Source organism: Streptomyces sp. CNH287 (genome assembly GCF_000424825.1).
Genome location: NZ_AUKQ01000005.1, coordinates 312,952 through 333,881, shown reverse-complemented (window position 1 = coordinate 333,881; position 20,930 = coordinate 312,952). Strand labels below are relative to the sequence as shown.

At 72.1% G+C, this 20,930-nt stretch carries 18 protein-coding genes and 1 tRNA gene; 9 read left to right on the top strand and 10 right to left on the bottom strand.

Features of this window, described 5'->3' with window-relative positions:
* Window positions 1-6: 6 nt before the first annotated feature.
* The 5 genes from H299_RS0107850 to H299_RS0107830 form a co-directional block, all read right to left on the bottom strand.
* Window positions 7-1,008, bottom strand: coding sequence for a hypothetical protein (locus H299_RS0107850; RefSeq protein WP_027747970.1), 1,002 nt, complete (start codon window positions 1,006-1,008; stop codon window positions 7-9).
* Between the two features lie 438 nt (window positions 1,009-1,446).
* Window positions 1,447-1,821 carry a mycothiol system anti-sigma-R factor gene (gene rsrA, locus H299_RS32780; protein ID WP_051262216.1) on the bottom strand — a complete coding sequence of 125 codons (375 nt, stop codon included), beginning with the start codon at window positions 1,819-1,821 and terminating at the stop codon, window positions 1,447-1,449.
* On the bottom strand, window positions 1,818-2,525 hold the full coding sequence (locus tag H299_RS0107840; RefSeq protein WP_027747969.1) for a sigma-70 family RNA polymerase sigma factor: 708 nt from the start codon (window positions 2,523-2,525) through the stop codon (window positions 1,818-1,820). Before H299_RS0107840 ends, rsrA begins: the two co-directional genes overlap by 4 nt.
* A 227-nt stretch (window positions 2,526-2,752) precedes the next feature.
* Window positions 2,753-3,454: an alpha/beta family hydrolase gene (locus H299_RS32775; protein WP_037758123.1), complete on the bottom strand. Its 702-nt coding sequence runs from the start codon at window positions 3,452-3,454 to the stop codon at window positions 2,753-2,755.
* Window positions 3,454-4,281, bottom strand: coding sequence for an SOS response-associated peptidase (locus H299_RS0107830; RefSeq protein ID WP_027747968.1), 828 nt, complete (start codon window positions 4,279-4,281; stop codon window positions 3,454-3,456). The genes H299_RS32775 and H299_RS0107830 overlap by 1 nt, the downstream gene beginning before the upstream one ends.
* A gap of 217 nt (window positions 4,282-4,498) precedes the next feature.
* Here H299_RS0107830 and H299_RS0107825 point away from each other — a divergent pair, with 217 nt between their 5' ends.
* From H299_RS0107825 to H299_RS0107800, 6 genes are all read left to right on the top strand, one after another.
* Window positions 4,499-5,941, top strand: coding sequence for a basic amino acid/polyamine antiporter (locus H299_RS0107825; protein ID WP_027747967.1), 1,443 nt, complete (start codon window positions 4,499-4,501; stop codon window positions 5,939-5,941).
* Between the two features lie 135 nt (window positions 5,942-6,076).
* The gene (locus H299_RS0107820) at window positions 6,077-7,306 is read left to right on the top strand and encodes an arginine deiminase (RefSeq protein WP_027747966.1); all 1,230 of its coding nucleotides are present in this window, start codon (window positions 6,077-6,079) and stop codon (window positions 7,304-7,306) included.
* 236 nt (window positions 7,307-7,542) lie between these two features.
* The gene (locus tag H299_RS0107815) at window positions 7,543-8,256 is read left to right on the top strand and encodes a M50 family metallopeptidase (protein ID WP_027747965.1); all 714 of its coding nucleotides are present in this window, start codon (window positions 7,543-7,545) and stop codon (window positions 8,254-8,256) included.
* 137 nt (window positions 8,257-8,393) lie between these two features.
* Window positions 8,394-9,818, top strand: a complete 1,425-nt coding sequence (aroA, locus tag H299_RS0107810; RefSeq protein WP_027747964.1) for a 3-phosphoshikimate 1-carboxyvinyltransferase — start codon at window positions 8,394-8,396, stop codon at window positions 9,816-9,818.
* Between the two features lie 13 nt (window positions 9,819-9,831).
* Window positions 9,832-10,839, top strand: coding sequence for a ribosome small subunit-dependent GTPase A (rsgA, locus tag H299_RS0107805; protein WP_027747963.1), 1,008 nt, complete (start codon window positions 9,832-9,834; stop codon window positions 10,837-10,839).
* 148 nt (window positions 10,840-10,987) lie between these two features.
* Window positions 10,988-11,311 carry a DMT family transporter gene (locus H299_RS0107800; RefSeq protein WP_027747962.1) on the top strand — a complete coding sequence of 108 codons (324 nt, stop codon included), beginning with the start codon at window positions 10,988-10,990 and terminating at the stop codon, window positions 11,309-11,311.
* A gap of 18 nt (window positions 11,312-11,329) precedes the next feature.
* Here H299_RS0107800 and H299_RS0107795 read toward each other — a convergent pair whose 3' ends face one another.
* A complete protein-coding gene (locus H299_RS0107795; RefSeq protein ID WP_027747961.1) occupies window positions 11,330-11,920 on the bottom strand; it encodes a TetR/AcrR family transcriptional regulator in 591 nt (196 codons plus the stop codon).
* A gap of 151 nt (window positions 11,921-12,071) precedes the next feature.
* Between H299_RS0107795 and hisN the strand changes: the two genes are divergently transcribed.
* Entirely contained in the window at window positions 12,072-12,866 is a 795-nt protein-coding gene (gene hisN / locus H299_RS0107790; RefSeq protein ID WP_027747960.1) for a histidinol-phosphatase, read from the top strand.
* A 180-nt stretch (window positions 12,867-13,046) separates the two neighbouring features.
* A complete protein-coding gene (locus tag H299_RS32770; protein WP_051262215.1) occupies window positions 13,047-13,517 on the top strand; it encodes a CBS domain-containing protein in 471 nt (156 codons plus the stop codon).
* 110 nt (window positions 13,518-13,627) lie between these two features.
* On the opposite strand, the gene H299_RS0107780 is transcribed toward H299_RS32770, so the two are convergent.
* Window positions 13,628-15,094: a catalase gene (locus H299_RS0107780; protein WP_027747959.1), complete on the bottom strand. Its 1,467-nt coding sequence runs from the start codon at window positions 15,092-15,094 to the stop codon at window positions 13,628-13,630.
* A gap of 136 nt (window positions 15,095-15,230) precedes the next feature.
* On the opposite strand from H299_RS0107780, the gene H299_RS0107775 reads away from it, so the two are divergent.
* A complete protein-coding gene (locus tag H299_RS0107775; RefSeq protein ID WP_027747958.1) occupies window positions 15,231-15,647 on the top strand; it encodes a Fur family transcriptional regulator in 417 nt (138 codons plus the stop codon).
* 108 nt (window positions 15,648-15,755) lie between these two features.
* Here the strand turns inward: H299_RS0107775 and H299_RS0107770 are convergent.
* The 3 genes from H299_RS0107770 to H299_RS32760 form a co-directional block, all read right to left on the bottom strand.
* A tRNA-Met gene (locus tag H299_RS0107770) sits at window positions 15,756-15,832 on the bottom strand.
* Window positions 15,833-15,988: 156 nt separating this feature from the next.
* The gene (locus tag H299_RS32765) at window positions 15,989-17,779 is read right to left on the bottom strand and encodes a tetratricopeptide repeat protein (RefSeq protein WP_199782406.1); all 1,791 of its coding nucleotides are present in this window, start codon (window positions 17,777-17,779) and stop codon (window positions 15,989-15,991) included.
* A gap of 184 nt (window positions 17,780-17,963) precedes the next feature.
* Entirely contained in the window at window positions 17,964-20,888 is a 2,925-nt protein-coding gene (locus tag H299_RS32760) for a UPF0182 family protein (protein WP_199782405.1), read from the bottom strand.
* Between the last annotated feature and the right edge of the window lie 42 nt (window positions 20,889-20,930).

The following is a 20,930-nucleotide window of genomic DNA, read 5'->3' as shown; positions in this document are numbered from 1 at the left end:
GCGCGCTCAGCAGACCTCTTCCAGATCACGCCACTCGCGGCTGTCCGGGCTGTCCGCCACCCAGCCGTCCAGCAGGCCGCGCACCAGTCCGCCCGGCGCCGCCAGCCCGCACTCGCGCTCGGGAACCCACAGGTCACCGGGCCCGCCCGCGGTCATGTGGCCGAGCGGGCCGGGGTGGCCCGGCGAGCTGTGGTCGTGCGGGTCCAGGTGCAGCGAGCCGTCGCCCTCGTCGCTGGGCATCCGGCTCTCCGAGCACGACCGGCACAGCAACCGCACCGACGACGACCAGTCCTCGGCGGCGAACCCGGCCTGTGCCGCCAGCCGCTCCAGTGCGTCCCGGTCCGACTCGGAGGCCGCATCCAGCAGCACCACCCAGGTGGGCACGGGCGAGGGCGCCCACAGCTCGATCTCGTCGAAGACCGGGTAGGAGGGGCCGGCCGCGGTGGTGCGCTCGCCGTGCGGCACGCCGTCGTGCAGCACGACCTCGCCCCAGCGGCGCCCGGAGGAGGGCAGCGGGATGCTCTGGATCTCCAGCCGGGCCGGATCGATCCGCCTGCCCCACACCACCTCGGCCTCGCCCTCCGGAGAGAGCCGTACGGCCGCGCTGCCCAGCTGCATGCCGGTCGGCTCACCGGCCGCCGCGGCCGTCTGCGCCTCCCCGGGCACCCGCAGCCCGTACGCCTGCCAGCTGCGGCGCGCGAGCGGCCAGTCCTGGAGGGCGGTGGCGGCGATGCCGACGTTCCACCAGTCGGGGGCGCCCGTCTCGCGGTCCAGCAGGGCGACCGCGCGCAGCCCGGCGGCGCGGGCCTGCTCCCAGTCGTGCCGGAACTTGTGCAGCAGGGCGAGGTTGAACCACGACTCGGAAAGCCACGGCTCCAGGTCCGCGGCACGCGTCAGCAGGGCGCCGGCGTCCTCGTAGCGTCCGTCACCGATGAGCGTGAACGCGCGGTCGGTCGCCTGCCGCCAGGAGGCGGAGGGCCGGTGCCGCACCTTGCCGAAGATCCTCACGATGTGCCGCCTGATTCCCCTGTCGTCGGTGTCCGGAAGCCGCCGGGTGCCCGCTGTGTCGCCGGGTATCACCGTGTGTACACCTGTGCCGGGCGCGCCCCGCCTGCGGTCCGGTTCCCCTCTTCGCATCCAACCATGCCCACTCGGGTGCGCGCTCACTACCGGTGGGTCGGGCGGCCTCGCCGACGGCGGCGCCCCGGATCGCGCGCCCGCGGACAGGGCGGCGGCGCGAGGCGTACGGGCGCGGGGGCGTACGGCCCGGGGACCGCTCACGACAGGGGTGCGCCGGGCGGTGGGAGCCGGAAGGGCCGGTCGGGCGGCGGCGCGCGGAGCGGAGGAACGCCCCGGGAGGGCGGCCCCGGCGGGACGCGGGACTCACCCGATCAGGTGAGACGGCGAGGCCCGGGACCGGCCGGCCGGGGCGGGCCCGCCCGCCCGTCAGGCGAGGTGCTTGCGGGAGTCGGAGAGCGCCGGTGCGTCGGCTTCGGCGTCCACCGCGTCGGCGGTCTTGGGAGCCGCGTGCTCGGCAGCCTCGCCCGGCTGCTCCGGCACCGGTTCGCCCGACCGGATTCTGTCGATCCGGCCCACCACCTTGGAGCGCAGGTCGGTGGGGACGTCGTCCTGCCCGCAGCAGCGCTTGACGAGCTTCTTGACCTCCTGCTCCAGGCCGTACTGCTCCAGGCAGGGCGAGCACTCGTCGAAGTGGTCCTTGATCTTCTCGCAGTCCCGCTCCGGCATCTCCTTGTCGAGGTACTCGTAGAGGTGGTTCAGGACCTCGGAGCAGTCCATCTCGTGCGGCTCTCCGCAGCTCATGAGCCCGAGCCTTTCCGGTCGTGCGACTCGTCAACGACTCCCGGCCGCGCCGGGGAAGACCCGCTCGACGCCGACGCGACGCCTGCCGGGACCAGGCCGCGCTCGCGCGCGTAGTCCTCCAGCATGCCGCGCAACTGCCGCCGCCCGCGGTGCAGACGGGACATCACCGTGCCGATGGGTGTCCCCATGATGTCGGCGATCTCCTTGTACGCAAACCCCTCGACGTCGGCGAGGTAGACCGCGATGCGGAATTCCTCCGGAATCGCCTGGAGGGCCTCCTTGACGTCCGAGTCCGGCAGGTGGTCGAGCGCCTGGGCCTCGGCGGAGCGCAGACCGGTCGACATGTGCGACTCGGCGCGCGCCAGCTGCCAGTCCTCGATCTCCTCGGCGGCGCTGCGCTGGGGCTCGCGCTGCTTCTTGCGGTAGGAGTTGATGAAGGTGTTGGTCAGGATGCGGTACAGCCACGCCTTGAGGTTCGTGCCCTCGCGGAACTGGTGGAACGATCCGTACGCCTTGGCATACGTCTCCTGCACCAGGTCCTCCGCGTCGGCCGGGTTCCGCGTCATGCGGAGGGCGGCGGAGTACATCTGGTCCAGGAAGGTGAGGGCGTCCCGCTCGAAGCGCGCGTTGCGCTCCGCGGCGGTCTCGTGCGGTGTGTTCGGCGCGCTCTCCGTGCCGTCGTCGGTCCCGGTGACCGGACCCACCTCCTCCGATGATGTGACGAGCCCGTACGAAGACTCGCTCGAATCGGAGAATAGACGACGACCGACCACCGGCGCCGCCTGAATCTTCTGGGCACCCGCGAGTGCCAGCGTGGCCCAGTCCAGGTCAGCGGCCTGGGGACGCTGCGGGCAGGCGACAGAACCCATGGGTGCGGCTTCCTCTCATCCGAACGTACCGACTGTCCGCGACAACCAACGCCCCCGGCGTCCTATTCCCGGCGCGGACGGCGCCGGGCGGGCGGCACCGTACGGTCCAGCCAGCCGACCACCGCGCCGGTCAGCACGGCCAGCGCGCCGTCCTGCGAGATCTCCGCCCGTTTGGGTACGGCGAAGCCGTGGTCGGCCTGCGGCACCTCGGCCAGCTCCGCGTCCGGCGGGAGCCCGGCAGCGCGGAACTCCTCCGGGCGCCCGAACGGGTCGCGTCCGCCCTGCACGAGCAGCGTCGGCAGCCCGGCGCCGACCAGCTCGCCCGCCCGGGACTTCTCCGGCTTCCCCGGAGGGTGCAGAGGGAAGGCCAGCGCGAGCACCGCGCGGGCGCCGAGCGCCCCCGCCGTACGGCACGCCACCCGCGCGCCGGCGCTGCGCCCGCCCGCGACGACGGGCAGGCCGGGCGCCTCCAGGGCGGGCCACAGCGCCGTCCAGCCGGTGTCCAGGGTGCGCGGCGCCGGGGCGAGCCGGCGGCCCGCGACCCGCCACGGCTGCTCGACCAGGGCGACCGTCACCCCGCACGGGGGCAGGGCCGCCGCGAGCGCGCGCAGGTCGCGTGCCTCGACGCCGCCGCCCGCGCCGTGCCCGAGCGCGAGGACGAGGCGGGGGCGGGCGCCGGGGAACCAGGTGATCCGGGCGTCACCGGCGGGGGTGGGCACGGTCTCCGGCTGCGGCGGCTCGGGCAGCGCCCCCGGCGCGGCCATCAGAAGAGGGTCTCCTCTTCCGGCGCCGCCAGTTCCTTCAGCAGCTCGGGCCCGTTGTTCCGCACGTTGCTGACGTCCGTGGGGACCGGGTACGCGCGCAACATCCCCGGCGGGGGCGGCGCGAGCAGCTCCCGTACCCGCTCCGCTTCCGTGCCCGTCGGGTCGAGCCACTCCGACCAGCGGTCCGGGGGCAGCATCAGCGGCATCCGGGGGTGGATGTCGGCGAGCGACTGCGGGCCCGCCGCGCCGGCCTCGCCGGTCGCCCCGGGCAGCAGCGAGGTCTCGGCGGCCGTGGTGATCACGGTGCAGGTCGTCCACCAGGCGCGCTCGTGGTCGTCGGGCAGGGTGCGGTCGCGCCAGAACTCGTAGAGCCCGGCCATCGCCAGCACGCCGCCGTCCACCGGGGTGATGAAGTACGGCTGCTTCCGGGGGCGCTTCTTACGGCCCTTCTGCTCCCGTTCGAGCTCGCCCTTGGCCGTCACCCATTCGTAGTAGCCGTCGGCGGGGAGGAGGCAGCGGCGGGCGGCGAAGGGCTTGCGGTAGGCGGGCTTCTCGTGGACGGTCTCCGCCCGCGCGTTGATCATCTTCACGCCCATGTCGGGCGACTTCGCCCAGCCCGGCACCAGGCCCCACTTCAGCGTGCGCAGCTGCCGTACGGGGCGCGGGTCGTCCGTGCCGCGCACGGGGCGGTCGAGTACGGCGTACACCTCTTTGGTGGGCGCGACGTTCCAGTCGGCCTCCAGGGTCTCCGCCGGGTCCCACTTCTCCACCTGGAAGAGCCCGGCCAGGTCCTCGGGACTCCTGCTCGCCGCGTACCGTCCGCACATCCGGAATCACCCCAGTGGACTGTAGAGAAGTCTCGGAAGACCGAAGACTAGTCGCCGGTTCCGACAGCCTGCCCGTACGGGGCCGACGACCGCCGGAGCCGCCCGCCCGTGGACACTCCGGCACCCACTATCCGGACGATTCCCCCCTTCAGCTGATATTCCTGGGCGCGTTGACGGGAACTCCGGCCCGCATCCGTCCGCATCGGGGAGGGAAGTCATGAGCCACACCGGCCCCGGGGCGGAGACCGCCGCCGGACCGCCCGCGGCGGCGAAGCTGACCCTGCTGACGCTGACCACCATGGTCGTCGGCTCCATGGTGGGCGCGGGGGTCTTCTCGCTCCCCCAGCGCTTCGCGCAGGAGACCGGGGTGACGGGCGCGCTGATCGCCTGGGCCATCGCGGGCACCGGCATGCTGATGCTCGCCCTCGTCTTCCAGTCCCTGGCCGTGCGCAGGCCCGATCTCGACGCGGGGGTCTACGCGTACGCCAAGGCGGGGTTCGGCGAGTACCTGGGCTTCTTCGCGGCGTTCGGCTACTGGGCCAGCGCGTGCGTGGGCAACGTCACCTACTGGGTGCTGATCATGTCGACGATCGGCGCGATCTGGCCCGCGCTCGGCGACGGCGACACGGTCTTGGCGGCGGTCCTGTCCTCGGCCGGGCTGTGGGCGTTCTTCCTGCTCATCCGGCGCGGGGTGAAGGAGGCGGCGGCGATCAACCGGATCGTGACGGTGGCCAAGGTCGTCCCGATCCTCGTCTTCGTCCTCCTCGCCCTCTTCTACTTCGACCTCGGCGTCTTCACGGACAACCTCGGCGGCGCCGACTACGCCGGGTCCCTGTTCCAGCAGGTGCGCGGGACGATGCTGGCCACCGTGTTCGTCTTCCTCGGCGTCGAGGGCGCCAGCGTGTACTCACGCCACGCCCGCCGCCGCGAGGACGTCGGCCGGGCGACCGTGCTGGGCTTCCTCAGCGTCTTCGCCGTCTTCGCCTCCGTCACCATCGTGTCGTACGGCATGCTGCCGATGAGCGAGATCGCCCGGCTCCGGCAGCCCTCGATGGCCGGGGTGCTGGAACACGCGGTCGGCGAGTGGGGCCAGGTCTTCGTCAGCGTCGGCCTCATCCTCTCGGTACTCGGCGCCTACCTGGCCTGGACGCTGATGGCGGCCGAGGTGCTCTTCGTCGCGGCGAAGGACGAGGACATGCCGAGCTTCCTGCGCAGGGCCAGCGCCGAGGACGTCCCGGTGCCCGCGCTGCTGATGACGACGGTCCTCAGCCAGCTGGTCCTGATCGTCACGCTGTTCTCCGACGACGCGTTCAACTTCGCCCTCGACCTGACCAGCTCGCTGTCCCTTATCCCCTTCCTGCTGGCGGCGGCCTTCGCGCTCAGGATCTCGCCCCGGCCGCGCGGCGGCGGGCCGGGCGGCGAACTGCTCACAGCCACCCTCGCCACGGTCTACACGGCGTTCCTCATCTACGCGGCGGGGCTGAAGTTCGTCCTCGTCTCCTTCATCGTCTACGCGCCCGCCACGGTCCTCTTCGTGATGGCCCGGCGCGAGCAGGGCAGGCGGCTCTTCTCCGCCGCCGAGTCCGTCGTGCTCGCCGTCTCGGTCGCCGGTGCGGCCGTCGGCGTGACCGCCCTGGCGGCCGGCTGGATCAGCCTCTGATCACCGGCCGCCACCCGGCCGCCGTACCCGCGGCGTCCGCCGCATCCGACCCCCGGGAGACCCGCCGTGCCCCGTGAGCACCCCAGGACCGACCGCCCCGCGACCAACCACCCCGCCTCCGGCAGCCGCACCGCGCTGGGCGTGCACTCCGAGGTGGGCAGGCTCCGCAGGGTCCTGGTCTGCGCTCCCGGCCTCGCCCACCGCCGGCTCACCCCGACCAACGCCGAAGACCTGCTGTTCGACGACGTGATGTGGGTGGACAACGCCCAGCGCGACCACGCCGCCTTCGTCACCGAACTGCGCGCCCGCGGCGTCGAGGTCGTCGAGCTGCACGAACTGCTGGCCGAGACCATGGAGATCCCCGCCGCGAAGGCGTGGCTCCTGGACCGCAAGATCATCGCGAACGAGGTGGGCATCGGGCTCGTCGACGCCACCCGCGCCTTCCTGGAGACCCTCGGCTCCCACCGCCTCGCGGCGTACCTGATCGGCGGCCTCGCCACCGCCGACCTCCCACCGGAGTACCGGCACGGATACCTGGCGCTCGCCCGCGAGTCGACCGGAGCACGCGAGTACCTGATGCCGCCGCTGCCGAACACCCTCTACACCCGCGACACCACCTGCTGGCTCTACGGAGGCGTGACCCTCAACCCGCTCTACTGGCCCGCCCGGCACGACGAGACGCTGCTCATGAAGGCCGTCTACCTCTTCCATCCCGACTTCGCGGGCAGCACCGTGTGGTGGGGAGACCCGGAACGCGGCTGGGGGCAGGCGACGTTCGAGGGCGGCGACATCATGCCCGTCGGCGACGGCGTCGTGCTGATGGGCATGAGCGAGCGCACCTCGCGGCAGGCGATCACCCAGGTCGCCGCGGCGCTGTTCGCGGGAGGCGGCGCCGAGCACGTGATCGTCGCGGGCATGCCGAAGCTGCGGTCGGCCATGCACCTGGACACCGTCTTCACCTTCGCGGACCGCGACATCGTCACCCTCTACCCGAAGATCATGGACCGGGTGCACACCTTCTCGCTGCGGCCGAGTGACCGGAAGCCGGGCCTCGAGATCACCGACGAGGGCTCCCGCGCCTTCGTGGACGTGGTGGCCGGAGCCCTCGGACTGCCGGGGATGCGGGTGATCGAGACGGGCGGCGACGTGTACGCCTCCGAGCGGCAGCAGTGGGACAGCGGCAACAACGCGGTCGCGCTCGAACCGGGCGTCGTCTTCACCTACGACCGCAACACCCACACCAACGCGCTGCTGCGGCAGGCGGGTGTCGAGGTCATCACCATCGTCGGCGCCGAGCTGGGGCGGGGGCGGGGCGGCGGCCACTGCATGACCTGCCCGCTGATCCGCGAGCCCGTGGCGTTCTGACCCGCGCCCCGACCTGCTCGCGCCCCGTCCTGCTCGCGCCCCGTTCCGTCCCCCGGTCCCCCGCCCGCCCGCGATCCCCGCACCGCCCGCCCGCCCGCGCGGCCGGTCGCCGAGGCGGGCTGCCAGACTGCCACGGCACTCCGCGGCGGCGCCGACCGTTGCGGGGAGGGGCGCCGCCGGCGAGAGGCGGGGAGACCGCCGCGGGGCAGCCGGGGGACCGAGGGGACTGGGAAGCGATGGACAACGCGAGCATCAACGACGTCTGGGACCGGGTATTCGGCACCCAGTCCGATCCGGAGCAGTGGCTGGTGCTGGCCACCGGCCTGCTCGCCCTCGCCGTCGTCGCGACGCGCGGCCCGTGGCGCCTGGCGCGGAACGCCGTGACCATCGCCCACGAGGGCGGGCACGGGCTGATCGCCCTGCTCACCGGCCGTCAGCTGGACGGCATCAGACTGCACTCCGACACCTCCGGGCTGACGGTCTCGCGCGGCAAGCCGCACGGCATCGGCATGGTGCTGACGGCCGCCGCCGGATACACCGCGCCCTCCCTGCTCGGCCTGGGCGGCGCCTGGCTGCTCGCGGCCGACCACATCACCGCCCTGCTGTGGGGCGCCACCGCACTGCTGCTGGCGATGCTCGTCATGATCCGCAACGCCTACGGCGTACTGACCGTCGTGCTCACCGGCGGCGCCTTCGTCCTGGTCTCCTGGCTCGCGGACGCGGACGTGCAGGCGGCGTTCGCGTACGGCGTGGTCTGGTTCCTGCTGCTCGGCGGCGTCCGGCCGGTGTTCGAACTCCAGGGCAAGCGCAGGCGCGGCGGCGCCCCCGACTCGGACGCCGACCAGCTGGCCCGGCTGACCCGGGTGCCCGCCGCGATGTGGCTGCTGCTCTTCCACGCCGTCTCGCTCTGCTCGCTCCTCGGCGGCGGGCGCTGGCTGCTGGACCTGTGACGGCGGCGGTCGGGGCCGCGGCGCCGGGCGGCCCCTCGTACGCGGGCGTGCCCGGGCGGCTCCGACCACGCGGCAAGGTGCGGCGCCGGGCGCCGCGGGCCCGAAAAGATCCACCGGACAGGCTCTAAAGTAGGGCCATGACCGCACACACCGGCCACGCCGTCACGGACCCCGGCCTCTGGCCCGCGCCGCTCTGCCCCGACCCAGTCGACGCGACCGTCGCCGTGCCCGGTTCGAAGTCGGTCACCAACCGCGCGCTCGTGCTGGCCTCGCTCTCCTCCGAGCCCGGCTGGCTGCGCAGGCCGCTGCGCTCCCGCGACACCCTCCTGATGGCCGGCGCGCTGCGTGCGCTGGGCGTACGGATCGAGGAGACGGTGCCCTCCAGCACCGCCGCCACCGCCGATGCCCCCGCTACCACGGACGCGGGTACGGAAGGCGCGGGCGAGGCATGGCGGGTCATCCCCACCGGGCTGCACGGCCCGGTCACCGTCGAGGTCGGCAACGCGGGCACGGTCATGCGCTTCCTCCCCCCCGTCGCCGCCCTCGCCGACGGCCCGGTCCGCTTCGAGGGCGACCCCCGCGCGTACGAGCGCCCGCTGCACGGCGTGATCGACGGGCTGCGCACCCTCGGCGCCCGCATCGACGACGAGGGGCGCGGCGCGCTGCCGATGACGGTGCACGGCTCCGGCTCGCTCGCGGGCGGGCCGGTGGAGATCGACGCCTCGTCCTCCAGCCAGTTCGTGAGCGCCCTGCTGCTGTCCGCCCCGCGCTTCAACCAGGGGGTGGACGTACGGCACGTCGGCGGCCCGCTGCCGTCCATGCCGCACATCCGGATGACGATCGACATGCTGCGTGCCGCGGGCGCGCAGGTGGACGCCCCGGAGGACGGCGGCGAGCCCAACCTGTGGCGGGTCACCTCCGGCGCCCTGCTCGGCCGCGACCTGGTGATCGAGCCGGACCTCTCCAACGCCCAGCCGTTCCTGGCCGCCGCGCTGGTCACCGGCGGGCGGGTCACCATCCCCGACTGGCCCGAGCACACCACCCAGCCGGGTGACGCCCTGCGGGAGATCTTCACCGCCATGGGTGGCAGCTGCGTACGGGACGAGCGCGGCCTCACCCTCACCGGCACCGGCCGGGTGCACGGCATCGACGTGGACCTGAGCGAGGTCGGCGAGCTGACCCCGGGCATCGCGGCGGTCGCCGCGCTCGCCGACTCCGAATCCGTGCTGCGCGGCGTCGCGCACCTGCGGCTGCACGAGACCGACCGGCTCGCGGCGCTGACCAAGGAGCTGAACGGCCTCGGCAGCGACGTCACCGAGACCGAGGACGGGCTCCGCATCCGCCCGCGCCCGCTGCACGGCGGGGTCTTCCACACCTACGACGACCACCGCCTCGCCACCGCGGGCGCGCTGCTGGGCCTGGTGGTCGAGGGCGTCGAGGTGGAGAACATCGCGACCACCGGCAAGACGCTGCCCGACTTCCCGGAACTGTGGCACGCCATGCTCGGCGGCACCGGGGCGCCCCGGGCCGGGGCGACGGGCACGCCGGGAGCGAGAGCCTAGAGGGCCGGCCGCGATGCGCCGCTACGGCAAGCACACCGACGAGGACGACATCCGCGTACGCCCCGGACGCCGGGGCACCCGCCCGCGCACCCACATCCGGCCCAAGCACGAGGACGCGGCGGAGGGGTTCGTCCTGACCGTCGACCGGGGGCGCCTCACCTGCCTGGTGGACGGCCGCAGCGTGACCGCCATGCGCGCCCGCGAACTGGGCCGCAAGAGCGTGGTGGTGGGCGACCGGGTCGGCATCGTGGGCGACCTCTCCGGCGCCAAGGACACCCTCGCGCGGATCGTCCGGGTGCAGGAGCGGGTCTCCGTGCTGCGCCGTACGGCGGACGACGACGACCCGTACGAGCGGGTCGTCGTCGCGAACGCGGACCAGCTCGCCATCGTCACCGCCCTCGCCGATCCGGAGCCCCGGCCGCGGCTGATCGACCGCTGCCTGGTCGCCGCGTTCGACGCCGGGCTGACCCCGCTGCTCGTGCTGACCAAGTCCGACCTCGCCCCGGCCGCCCCGCTGCTGGAGGCGTACGCGCACGTGGGCGTGCGGTCCGTGGTGACCAGTGCGGAGGAGCTGGCGGACGGCGAGTCGGCGGAGCGGGTGCGCGCGCTCCTGTACGGGCAGAGCACGGTCTTCGTCGGGCACAGCGGCGTCGGCAAGACCACCCTGGTCAACGCGCTGGTGCCGGAGCGGCGCCGGGCCACCGGGGTGGTCAACGCGGTGACCGGGCGCGGCCGGCACACCACGACCTCGGCCCTGGCGCTGCCGCTGCCGGACGGGGTGGGCTGGGTGATCGACACCCCGGGCGTACGTTCGTTCGGGCTGCACCACATCGACCCCGGCCGCGTCATCCACGCCTTCCCCGACCTGGAGCCGGGGACGGCGGAGTGCCCGCGCGCCTGCAGCCACGACGAGCCGGACTGCGCCCTGGACGCCTGGGTCGCGGCCGGGCACGCGGAGCCCGCACGCCTCTACTCGCTGCGCCGGCTGCTGGCGACGCGCGAGCGGCGGGAAGGGGACTGATCGCCTTCAGCTTGTCCGGTGTGCATACTGCACACCCAGGGGTCGTCGCCGCGCGGTCCGCCCGGGGCGCGCGGCTTCGGCGTACCACCATGGCCCGTCCGTCCAACCGCCCGGCTCGCACGGGCCGTTCACCCGGAGGCAGAAGAGCATGGCATGGCTGCTGGTCGTCGTCGCGGGCATCCTCGAGACGGGCTTCGCCGTCTGCCTCAAACTCTCGCACGGCTTCACCCGGCTCTGGCCGACGATCGCGTTCTGCGCGTTCGCGCTGGGGAGCTTCGGTCTGCTGACCCTTGCCCTGAAGCGGCTCGACGTCGGACCGGCGTACGCGGTGTGGACGGGGATCGGCGCGGCGGGCACCGCGATCTACGGGATGATCTTCCTGGACGACGTGGTCTCCGTACTGAAGCTGGTCTCCATCAGCCTGGTGATCGTGGGCGTCATCGGGCTCCAGCTCTCCGGCGGGGCGCACTGAGGCGCACCGGGGGCGCCGTCACAGCAGCGCCCGTACGACCTCGTCGACGCGCCCGCTCGCTTCCTCGTCCAGACCCTCGTCCGTCCCCTTGAGCGGTGCCACCAGGTAGGAGAGGACCAGCCGCAGGCCCACTTCGCAGGCCCTGCGCAGCGTCTCCGGGTCCGGCACGGAGGCGCCCGAAGTGCCGCCCGACACGCCGGAGACGATGCGGTCGCGCAGTTCGGCGGCGAGTTCGACCGGGGCGGCCGGCCGGTCCTGCACCGCCAGCGGCATCCGCGTACCCCAGCTGCCGGTCAGCGCGGCGGTGACGATCGGCTCGCTCGGTGCGGTGCGGAGCATCCACGCCGCCGCGGCGGCGCAGCTGGCCGCCGGGTCGGCCCCCTTGCGGGCCGCCTGTGCGGCGACCGCGATGGCGCCGTCCAGGAAGTCGGCCACGCGCTGGGTGACCAGCGCCGTCCCCAGCCCCTCCTTGCTGCCGAACTCGTTGTAGAGCGTCTGCCGGGAGACCCCGGCCCTGGCCGCGATCTCGACCATACGGACGCCCGTCCAGGGGCGTTCGGACACGGCGGCGTGCGCGGCTTCGAGCAACGTGTCTCGTGCAGTCGGCATCCATGCCTCCCGAAGGCCCGGCCCGAAGGCCCGACATGTGGCGTGCGGGACAGAATTGACGTACGGCCAGAAGGTGTCAAGACGCCCTGCACGGTCCCGTTGCCGGTGTGGCCGTGTGGCCGGGACCTGAGCCGGTGGATACTGTTCGGTCATGCCGGACTACCACGATGATCTGCGTTTCGCCCATGTGCTGGCCGACTCCGCCGACGCCACGACCATGGAGCGGTTCAAAGCGCTCGATCTGAGGGTCGAGACCAAACCCGACATGACGCCGGTGAGCGACGCCGACAAGGCGGCCGAGGAGCTGATCCGCACCTCCCTCCAGCGGGCCCGGCCGCGGGACGCGGTGCTCGGGGAGGAGTTCGGCACCGAGGGGCACGGCCCGCGGCGCTGGGTCATCGACCCGATCGACGGCACCAAGAACTTCGTACGCGGGGTCCCCGTATGGGCGACGCTCATCGCCCTCACCGAGCTGATCGACGGTCAGGACCACCCGGTGGTCGGGCTGGTGTCCGCCCCGGCGCTCAACCGGCGCTGGTGGGCGGTGCGCGGCGGCGGGGCGTACACGGGGCGGAGCCTGTCGCAGGCGACGCGGCTGAAGGTGTCGCAGGTCGGCGAGGTGCGGGATGCCTCGTTCGCGTACTCCTCGCTGTCGGGCTGGGCCGAGCGCGGCATGCTGGACGGCTTCCTCGAACTGTCCCAGGACTGCTGGCGCACCCGCGGGTACGGCGACTTCTGGCCGTACATGATGGTCGCGGAGGGCTCGGTGGACATGTGTGCGGAGCCGGAGCTGTCCCTGTGGGACATGGCGGCGAGCGCCGTCATCGTCGAGGAGGCGGGCGGCCGGTTCACCGGCCTGGACGGACTGCGGGGCCCGCACAGCGGCAACGCCGCGGCCTCCAACGGGCTGCTCCACGACGAGCTGCTGCGCTACCTGAACGCCTGACGGGCCGCGGCGGCACACCGCCGCGCGCCTGCCGCGTACGTGCAGCTGACCCGCAGGGCCGCCGCGCATGCCTGCCGCACACGGCTGCCGCACAGCCCTTGCTGGCGTCCGGCCGACGTGTGAGCATGAGGTTCCGAGCGCTTGTGACTTTGTGAATCCACTCTCGAGAGGGGCCTCTCCATGCCCACGCTCGTCCAGGACGCCATGAGCACCCTCGTCCTCACCATCGGGCCCACCCACACCCTGCGCCAGGCCGCCGCACTGATGTCCGCCCGGCGGGTGGGCGCCGCCGTCGTACTCGACCCCGACACCAGCGGCGTCGCCATCCTCACCGAACGGGACGTCCTCAACGCGGTGGGCGCCGGGCTCGACCCCGAACAGGAGACGGCCCAGGCCCACACGACCACCGACATCGTCTTCGCCAGCCCTCGGTGGACGCTGTCCGAGGCGGCCCAGGCGATGGCCCGAGGCGGCTTCCGGCACCTGATCGTGCTGGACCAGCGCGAGCCGGTGGGCGTGATGTCCGTACGCGACATCGTGCGGTGCTGGTCGGGCATCCCCGACCGGCACGACGAGCAGCGCGCGGAGCCCGCGGACCGGCGCGCGGGCCTGGCCGCCGCGCCCGGGGCGCCGCGTACGCCGACGAGGTAGCCCGGGCCAAGCGGTGAGCCCGCCCGGGCCGTGAGCCCGGCCCGCGCAGCACCGGAGGGACCGGAGCCCCATGGCGTCCGATCCCTCCGGCTGGCAACGGCAAGCGGGCGTCAGCCGCGCAGGGCCTCCACCGCGGCCTCCAGCCGCTTGCCGTAGTCCGCGTCCGCCTGGCGGAAGTTCTCGATGGCCCGCTGCACGATGTCCTCGCGCGTGACACCGGCGAGCGCACCGGCGAGGTTGTTGACCAGGCGCGTCTGCTCCGCCTCGGTCATCAGCCGGTAGAGGTTGCCGGCCTGGACGAAGTCGTTGTCCTCGGCGTGCGAGGGAGCCGCCGACTCACCGGTGACACCGGAGACCGCGACGGACTGCCACAGCGGCTTGTCGGTCTGCACCGGCCCGCCGAAGCTGTTGGGCTCGTAGTTCTTCGCGCCGCCGTGCCGGCCGTCGTACATCTGGCCGTCCCGCCCGTGGGTGCGCGCCTCGGTCGCGCGCGGACGGTTCACCGGCAGGTGGTCGGCGTTGATGCCGACGCGGTAGCGGTGGGCGTCGCCGTAGCCGAACAGGCGGCCCTGGAGCATCTTGTCGGGGGACGGGCCGATGCCGGGCACGAAATGCGCCGGGGAGAAGACGGACTGCTCGACCTCGGCGAAGATGTTCTCCGGGTTGCGGTTCAGCTCCATCTTGCCGATCTTGATCAGCGGGTAGTCCTCGTGCGGCCAGACCTTGGTCAGGTCGAACGGGTTGAAGCGGTAGCCCGCCGCGTCGCCCTGCTCCATGACCTGCACGTAGACGGTCCAGCTGGGGAAGTCACCCTTCTCGATGGACTCCCGCAGGTCGCGCTGGTGACTGTCCGGGTCCTGGCCCGCCAGCACCGCGGCCTCTTCTTCGGTCAGGTTCTTGATGCCCTGGTCCGTCTTGAAGTGGTACTTGACCCAGAAGACCTGGCCGTCGGCGTTGGTCCACTGGAAGGTGTGCGAACCGAAGCCGTGCATATGGCGGTAGGACGCGGGGATGCCGCGGTCACCGAAGAGCCAGGTCACCTGGTGGGTGGACTCGGGCGAGAGGCCCCAGAAGTCGAAGACGTTGTCCGCCTCCTGCGAGCCGGTGTACGGGTCGCGCTTCTGGGTGTGGATGAAGTCGGGGAACTTGATCGCGTCCTTGATGAAGAACACCGGGGTGTTGTTCCCGACGAGGTCGTAGTTTCCCTCCTCCGTGTAGAACTTCAGCGCGAAACCGCGCGGGTCGCGCACCGCGTCCGCCGCACCGAGGTTGCCCGCCACCGTCGAGAAGCGCGCGAAGACCTCGGTCTCCTTGCCCACCTCGGAGAGGAAGGCCGCACGCGTGTACTTGCTGACGTCCTCCGTCACCGTGAACGTGCCGTACGCGCCCGCGCCCCGGGCGTGCACGATGCGCTCCGGGATGCGCTCGCGGTTGAAATGCGCCAGCTTTTCGATCAGGTGCTGGTCCTGGACCAGCACCGGCCCGCCGACGCCTGCGGTCTCGCTGTTCTGGTTGTCCGAGACAGGTGCTCCGGCCTCCGTGGTCAACGGTCCGGTGGTCTCGACCTGGGTGCTCACTTGCCGCCTCCTGCTGCGTCTGTCGTCCCTTGGCTCTCGCCGCCCCGATCCTACATTGGACAATGTCTAAGTCAAGAAGTACCCGAATTCCGTACGGGTTCTGGCCATAGAACTGCGCGCTGCTAGTCTTGCTGTCATGAGTGACCTGCTGCAACGACTCCGTGATCGCGGCTGGCGGCTTACCGCGCAGCGGCGAGTCGTGGCCGAGGTGCTCGATGGCGAGCATGTGCACTACACCGCTGACGAGGTCCACGCCCGCGCCGCCGCCCAACTGCCGGAGATCGCCCGCGCCACTGTGTACAACACCCTGAGCGAGCTGGTCAGCATCGGGGAAGTCATCGAGGTGAGCACGGCCGACCGCGCCAAGCGGTACGACCCGAACGCCCGGCACCGCCACCAGCACCTGGTCTGCTCCCGCTGCGGCACGATCCGCGACGTCCACCCCGTGGGCGACCCGCTGGCCGCGCTGCCCGAGGGCGAGCGGTACGGCTTCGCCGTCTCGGACGCGACCGTCACCTACCGGGGCCTGTGCCCCGACTGCTCCAGCGGCTGACCGAAGAGACACACCGAAGCGGCACAGCGCCACCCCCGCCCGGGCACAGCGCACGGGACGCACACGCAAGCAGAAGGCCCGGATCAGCTGATCCGGGCCTTCTGTCTTTGGTAGCGGGGACAGGATTTGAACCTGCGACCTCTGGGTTATGAGCCCAGCGAGCTACCGAGCTGCTCCACCCCGCGTCGTTGTGTCTTTACTCTAACCCCACCACGACGACCAGCGCAAATCCCTTCCCCGGGCGTGAGCGGAGGCCGGGAAGCACCTCCACGACACGCCCGGGGCCGCCCCGCACCGCACTGCAGATCGGGCGGGTGGTGCCGGCACGTGACGCCGACCGCTCAGGCCGACAGCTCGTCCCGCAGCACGTCGAGCAGCTTCGCCGCCCGCCCGGCCACCTCGTCCGGCCCCAGCTCGACGGCGCGGGCGCACCAGTGCTGCCCGTCCGCCAGCTCGCCACGCCGCGCGCTGATCAGCGCCAGCCGCAGCGCGGCGCGGCCGTGCCCCGCCTCGGCCGCGCGGGTCCACCACAGCGCCGCCTCCGGCTCGCTGCCCTCGCGGGCGAGGAGCAGCCCGAGGTTGAACGCGCCGTTCGGGCTGCCCGCCTCCGCCGCCGAGCGGTACCAGTGCGCCGCGTCCACGACGTCGCCACGGGCCGCGGCCGACATGCCCAGCCGCACCTGGGCACGGCGGTGCCCCTGCTCGGCGGCCCGCGCGTACCACTGGTCGTACTCGGCGCAGCCGGTGCCCGGACCCGCGTCGGCCGCCGCCGCACCCGGGACGCCGCCGCCCGCACCACCCGCGGCGTCCTCGTCCGCCGTGCCCGCGGCGCGCTGCTCCAGCAGCGCGCCCAGCCGGAAGGCGCCCTCGACGCTGCCACCGTCGGCCGCCCGGCGCAGCTGCCGCTCGGCAGCCTCGGTGTCGCCGGAGCGCAGCGCGCTGATGCCGATCTGGAGCGCGGCCTCGGCGTGCCCGGCCGCCGCCGCCCGCTCGTACCAGGCGTGCGCGGCGTCGTCGTCGCCCCGGCTGACGTGCAGGATGCCGAGGTTGAACGCGGCGTCGATGCTGCCCGCCTCCGCGGCCTTGGAGAACCACGGCTCGGCGCCCTCCGCGTCGCCGCGCTGGAGCAGCAGCACGGCCAGCGCGTTGGCGGCCTCGCGGTGCCCGGCGTAGGCGGCACGGCGGTACCACTGCTCGGCCTGGGCCACGCGGTCCTGACCGGCGCACAGCAGCCCGAGGTTGAACGCGCCGTTGTCGTCCCCGGCGTCGAGCGCCACGCGGTACCAGCGCTCCGCGGTCTGCCGCTCGCCGCGCTCGGCGTGCAGCGCGCCCAGCGCGTTCGCGGCGTTGCCGTCGCCCTGTTCGGCGGCCTTGCGCCACCACACGGCCGCGCTCTCCTCGTCCCCCGCATCGCGCAGGAGGAAGCCGAGCGCGCAGGCGGCGCGGGACTCACCGGCCTTGGCGGCGGTGAGGTACCAGCGGCCTGCGTCCTTCAGCTCGCCGCGCCGCTCCAGGATGGCGCCGAGGCGCAGCGCCGCACGGCGATGACCGCGGGCGGCGGCCTGCTGGTACCACTGCGCGGCCTCGTCCGCCGCCGCTCCGCCGGCGGCCTGGTCCTGGCCGTGGCCCTGCCCCTGGCCCCGGCCGCCGTCCGCGCGGGCGCTGATCAGCTGGGCGACGCGGTACGCCGCCTCCCGGTGCCCCTGCTCGGCGGCGGCGCGGAACCACTCCTCCGCGCCGCCCTCACCTCGGTGCTCCAGCAGGTCCGCCAGCGCGTACGCCCCCAGCGCGTGGCCGCACTCGGCGGACTGCCGCAGCCAGTAGTGCGCCGCGGGCTCGTCGCCGCGCTCGCGGTGGTAGCGGCCCAGCGCGTGGGCCGCCGCCGCCGAACCGGCGACGGCGGCGATCCGCCACCAGCCCGCCGCCTCCTCCGCGTATCCCCGCTGGTGCAGCAGCACCCCGAGGTTGTTGGCCGCGGCGCGGTCACCCCCGGCGGTCGCCGCACGCAGATGCGGCTCCGCCCCGTCAAGATCGCCTCGGCGCAGCAGTTGCGCGCCGAGCACACTCGTGGCAGCCGCGTCCTGGGCGTGATCGATCACGCCCGAACCGGCAAGCCTCCCGTTGTCCCCCATAAGCCCCATCGTCGCACCACCCGCAACCCGCGTACACCTCGAATACCGCAGCCAGTGAGGTCACTTCAGCGGTTTGTCGACTTCCCGACAGAGCGATACTCAAACCCTTTTGCTCCGATGTCCCTCGTACAAGTGAAGGGGCCCGGAGTCGATTGACTCCGGGCCCCTTCCATGTCATCGAGCGCTAACTGGGCGGCTTGGTCTCGCCGTTGTCGGTCTTCTCGACCTTCTTCAGCGCCTCCTCGATGTCCTCCTGAGCCCTGGCGAAGCCCTGCCAGTCGCCCTTCTCCAACGCCTTGCGGCCTCTCTCCTGAGCCTCCGCGACGTCGTTCAGGGCGTCCTGGGCCGCGCCGTCACCGGACGGCGGGGTCTTCCCCGCGTCCTCGTCGCCGCCTGGTTCGCCTTCGTCCTTGCCTGGCGGTGGCGATCCTTCGTCCTTGTCACCTGGGGCGCCCGTCGGGAAGATCTCGTCCAACGCCTCCTCGAGGGTGTCCTCGTAGGCGATGTCCTCGCCGAAGGTGGCCACGACCTTTCTCATCCGCGGGTAGTTGGTGTCAGCACCTCGGATGTAGACCGGTTCGACGTACAGCAGACCGCCCTTGAGGGGCACGGTCAGCAGGTTGCCGTACTCGATCTCGGAGTCGCCTCTCTTGAGGATGTTCAGGTCGTTGGCGATCTCCGGATCAGAGTTGATCTTGCTCTGCACCTGTTGAGGCCCCGAAACCGTCGTGTTCGACGGCAGCTTGAGCATCGTCATCGACCCGTAGTCCGGACTCTTCGCGTCCGCGTTGACCGCCATGAAGGCGCCCAGCGTCTGGCGTTCGTTCGGGTTGAAGGTCGTCGTCAGGGAGAATCTCTGATCCTTCTCACCGGGCATCTTCATGCTCAGGTAGTACGGCGGAACCGCGTTCCCCTTGTGGGTGGGATCGTCCGGGATCTGCCAGCGCTCACTGCCGCTGTAGAACTGCGACGGGGAGGTGACGTGGTAGCGGGTGAGCAGCTCGCGCTGGACCTTGAAGAGGTCCTGCGGGTACCGCAGGTGCTCCATCAGCCCGTCGCTGATCTTCTCCTTCGGCTCCACCGTGCCCGGGAACGCCTTCATCCACGTCTTGAGCACCGGGTCCTCGGTGTCCCACTCGTACATCTTCACGTCGCCGCTGTAGGCGTCCACCGTGGCCTTCACGGAGTTGCGGATGTAGTTGACGCTGTTCTGCTGGGCGACCACGGCGCGCTGGTCGTCCGTCAGTGCGTCGGCCGTGGTGTCACCCAGCGTCGTCCGCGAGGAGTACGGATAGTTGTTCGTAGTGGTATACGCGTCAACGATCCACTGGATACGCCCGTCGACGACCGCCGGATACGGGTCACCGTCGATGGTCAGCCAGGGCGCCACCGCCTCGACCCGCTCCTTGGGCGTCCGGTTGTAGAGGATCTGCGAGCCCTCACCGATCGCGCCGGAGTAGAGGATGCGCGGCTCGTTGAAGTTCACCGCGTACGCGGCGCGGTTTATCGGGTTGGAGAGGTCGACGCCGCTGTCACCGGTGTAGGTGTACGTCTTCTCACCGCTGTCGTCCGCGTAGTCCAGCTCCTGCTGCGGACCGCCCACGATCGAGTACTGGTCGGTCTTCTCGCCGTAGTAGACCCGCGGCTCGTACTTCCCCAGCTCGCCGCGGGGCGGCAGGTCCTTCTCGGTGAAGACGGGCTCGCCGTCCTCGTCCGTCGTGGTGCCCTTGCCCGCCACCATGCCGTAGCCGTGGGTGTACTTGAAGTGCTCGTTGATCCAGCCCTTCTTCGGAATCCCGTCGGTGTTGATCTCGCGCAGACCGACGACGGTGTCCTGCTCCTTGCCGTCCTTGGTCGTGTAGCGGTCGACATCCAGCGTGGAGGGGAACTGGTAGTACCCGCGCACCTGCTGCTTCTGCTGGAAGGTCGGCGAGACGACGTTCGGATCGAGCAGCCGCATGCTCGCGGCGCTGTCCGCCGCGTCCCGCAGCGTGCCCTTGGCCGCCTTCGTCGTGCCCGAGTAGTCGTCGACCTTCGCGTCATCGATGTCGTACGCCTCGCGCGTCGCCTCGATGCTCTTCTCGATGTACGGCGTCTCCTTGGCCTGCTCGTTCGGCTCGACCTGGAACTTCTGGACGATGGCCGGGTAGAGCCCGCCGATCAGGATCGCGGACAGCACCATCAGGCCGAAGCCGATCACCGGCAGCTGCCAGGTGCGGCGCCACAGGGTGGCGAAGAAGAGCAGCGCGCAGATGATCGCGATGATGAAGAGGATCGTCTTCGCCGGCAGGTAGGCGTTCGCGTCGACGTACTTCAAGCCCGTCCAGTTGTCCGTCGCCTTGAAGTCACTGCCCTTGACGGCCAGGCCGTACCGGTCGAGCCAGTAGGCGACCGCCTTGAGCGCCACGAACGTACCCAGCAGGACGGACAGGTGTCCGGTCGCCTGCGCCGTCGCACGGGCGCCGGGGCTGGTCACCCGCAGGCCGCCGTAGAGGTAGTGCACCAGGGCGGCGGCCAGCAGCGAGAGGACCGCCGCCGCGAAGCCGAAGCTCAGCAGGAAGCGGTACCACGGCAGGTCGAACGCGTAGAACGAGACGTCCTTGCCGAACTGCGGGTCCTTCTTCCCGAACGAGACGCCGTTGATCCACAGCAGCCAGGTGCGCCACTGGCCCGCGGCCGACGCGCCGGAGATCAGCCCGATCAGCGCGGTGACGCCCAGCAGAATCCACTTCTTGTACGGGGCGATGCCCATGCGGTAGCGGTCGAGACTCTGCTGCTCCAGCGACATCGCGCTCAGCGGCGGTCGCAGCCGGTGGGCGAGCCAGATGTTGAATCCGACGACACCGGCCATCAGCAGACCGAAGACGGCGAAGAGGCCGACCTTCGTCCACAGGGTCTTGGTGAACACCGAGCGGTAGCCGACCGAGCGATACCAGAGCCAGTCGGTCCAGAACCCGGCGAACATGACAAAGAGCATGGCCAGGACCGCCAGCGCGCCGACCGTCATCAGCAGCGTCCGGACGCGCCGCGATGGTCGGCCCACTCTGATCCGTGGCCCGGTGGGGCCGCCTGAGCCCCGGTCCGGCATCTGGAAAGCCAAGGTGCGCACCTCGAAGATTGGCAGGGATGAAGCTGGTCCGCATCGTAGGAC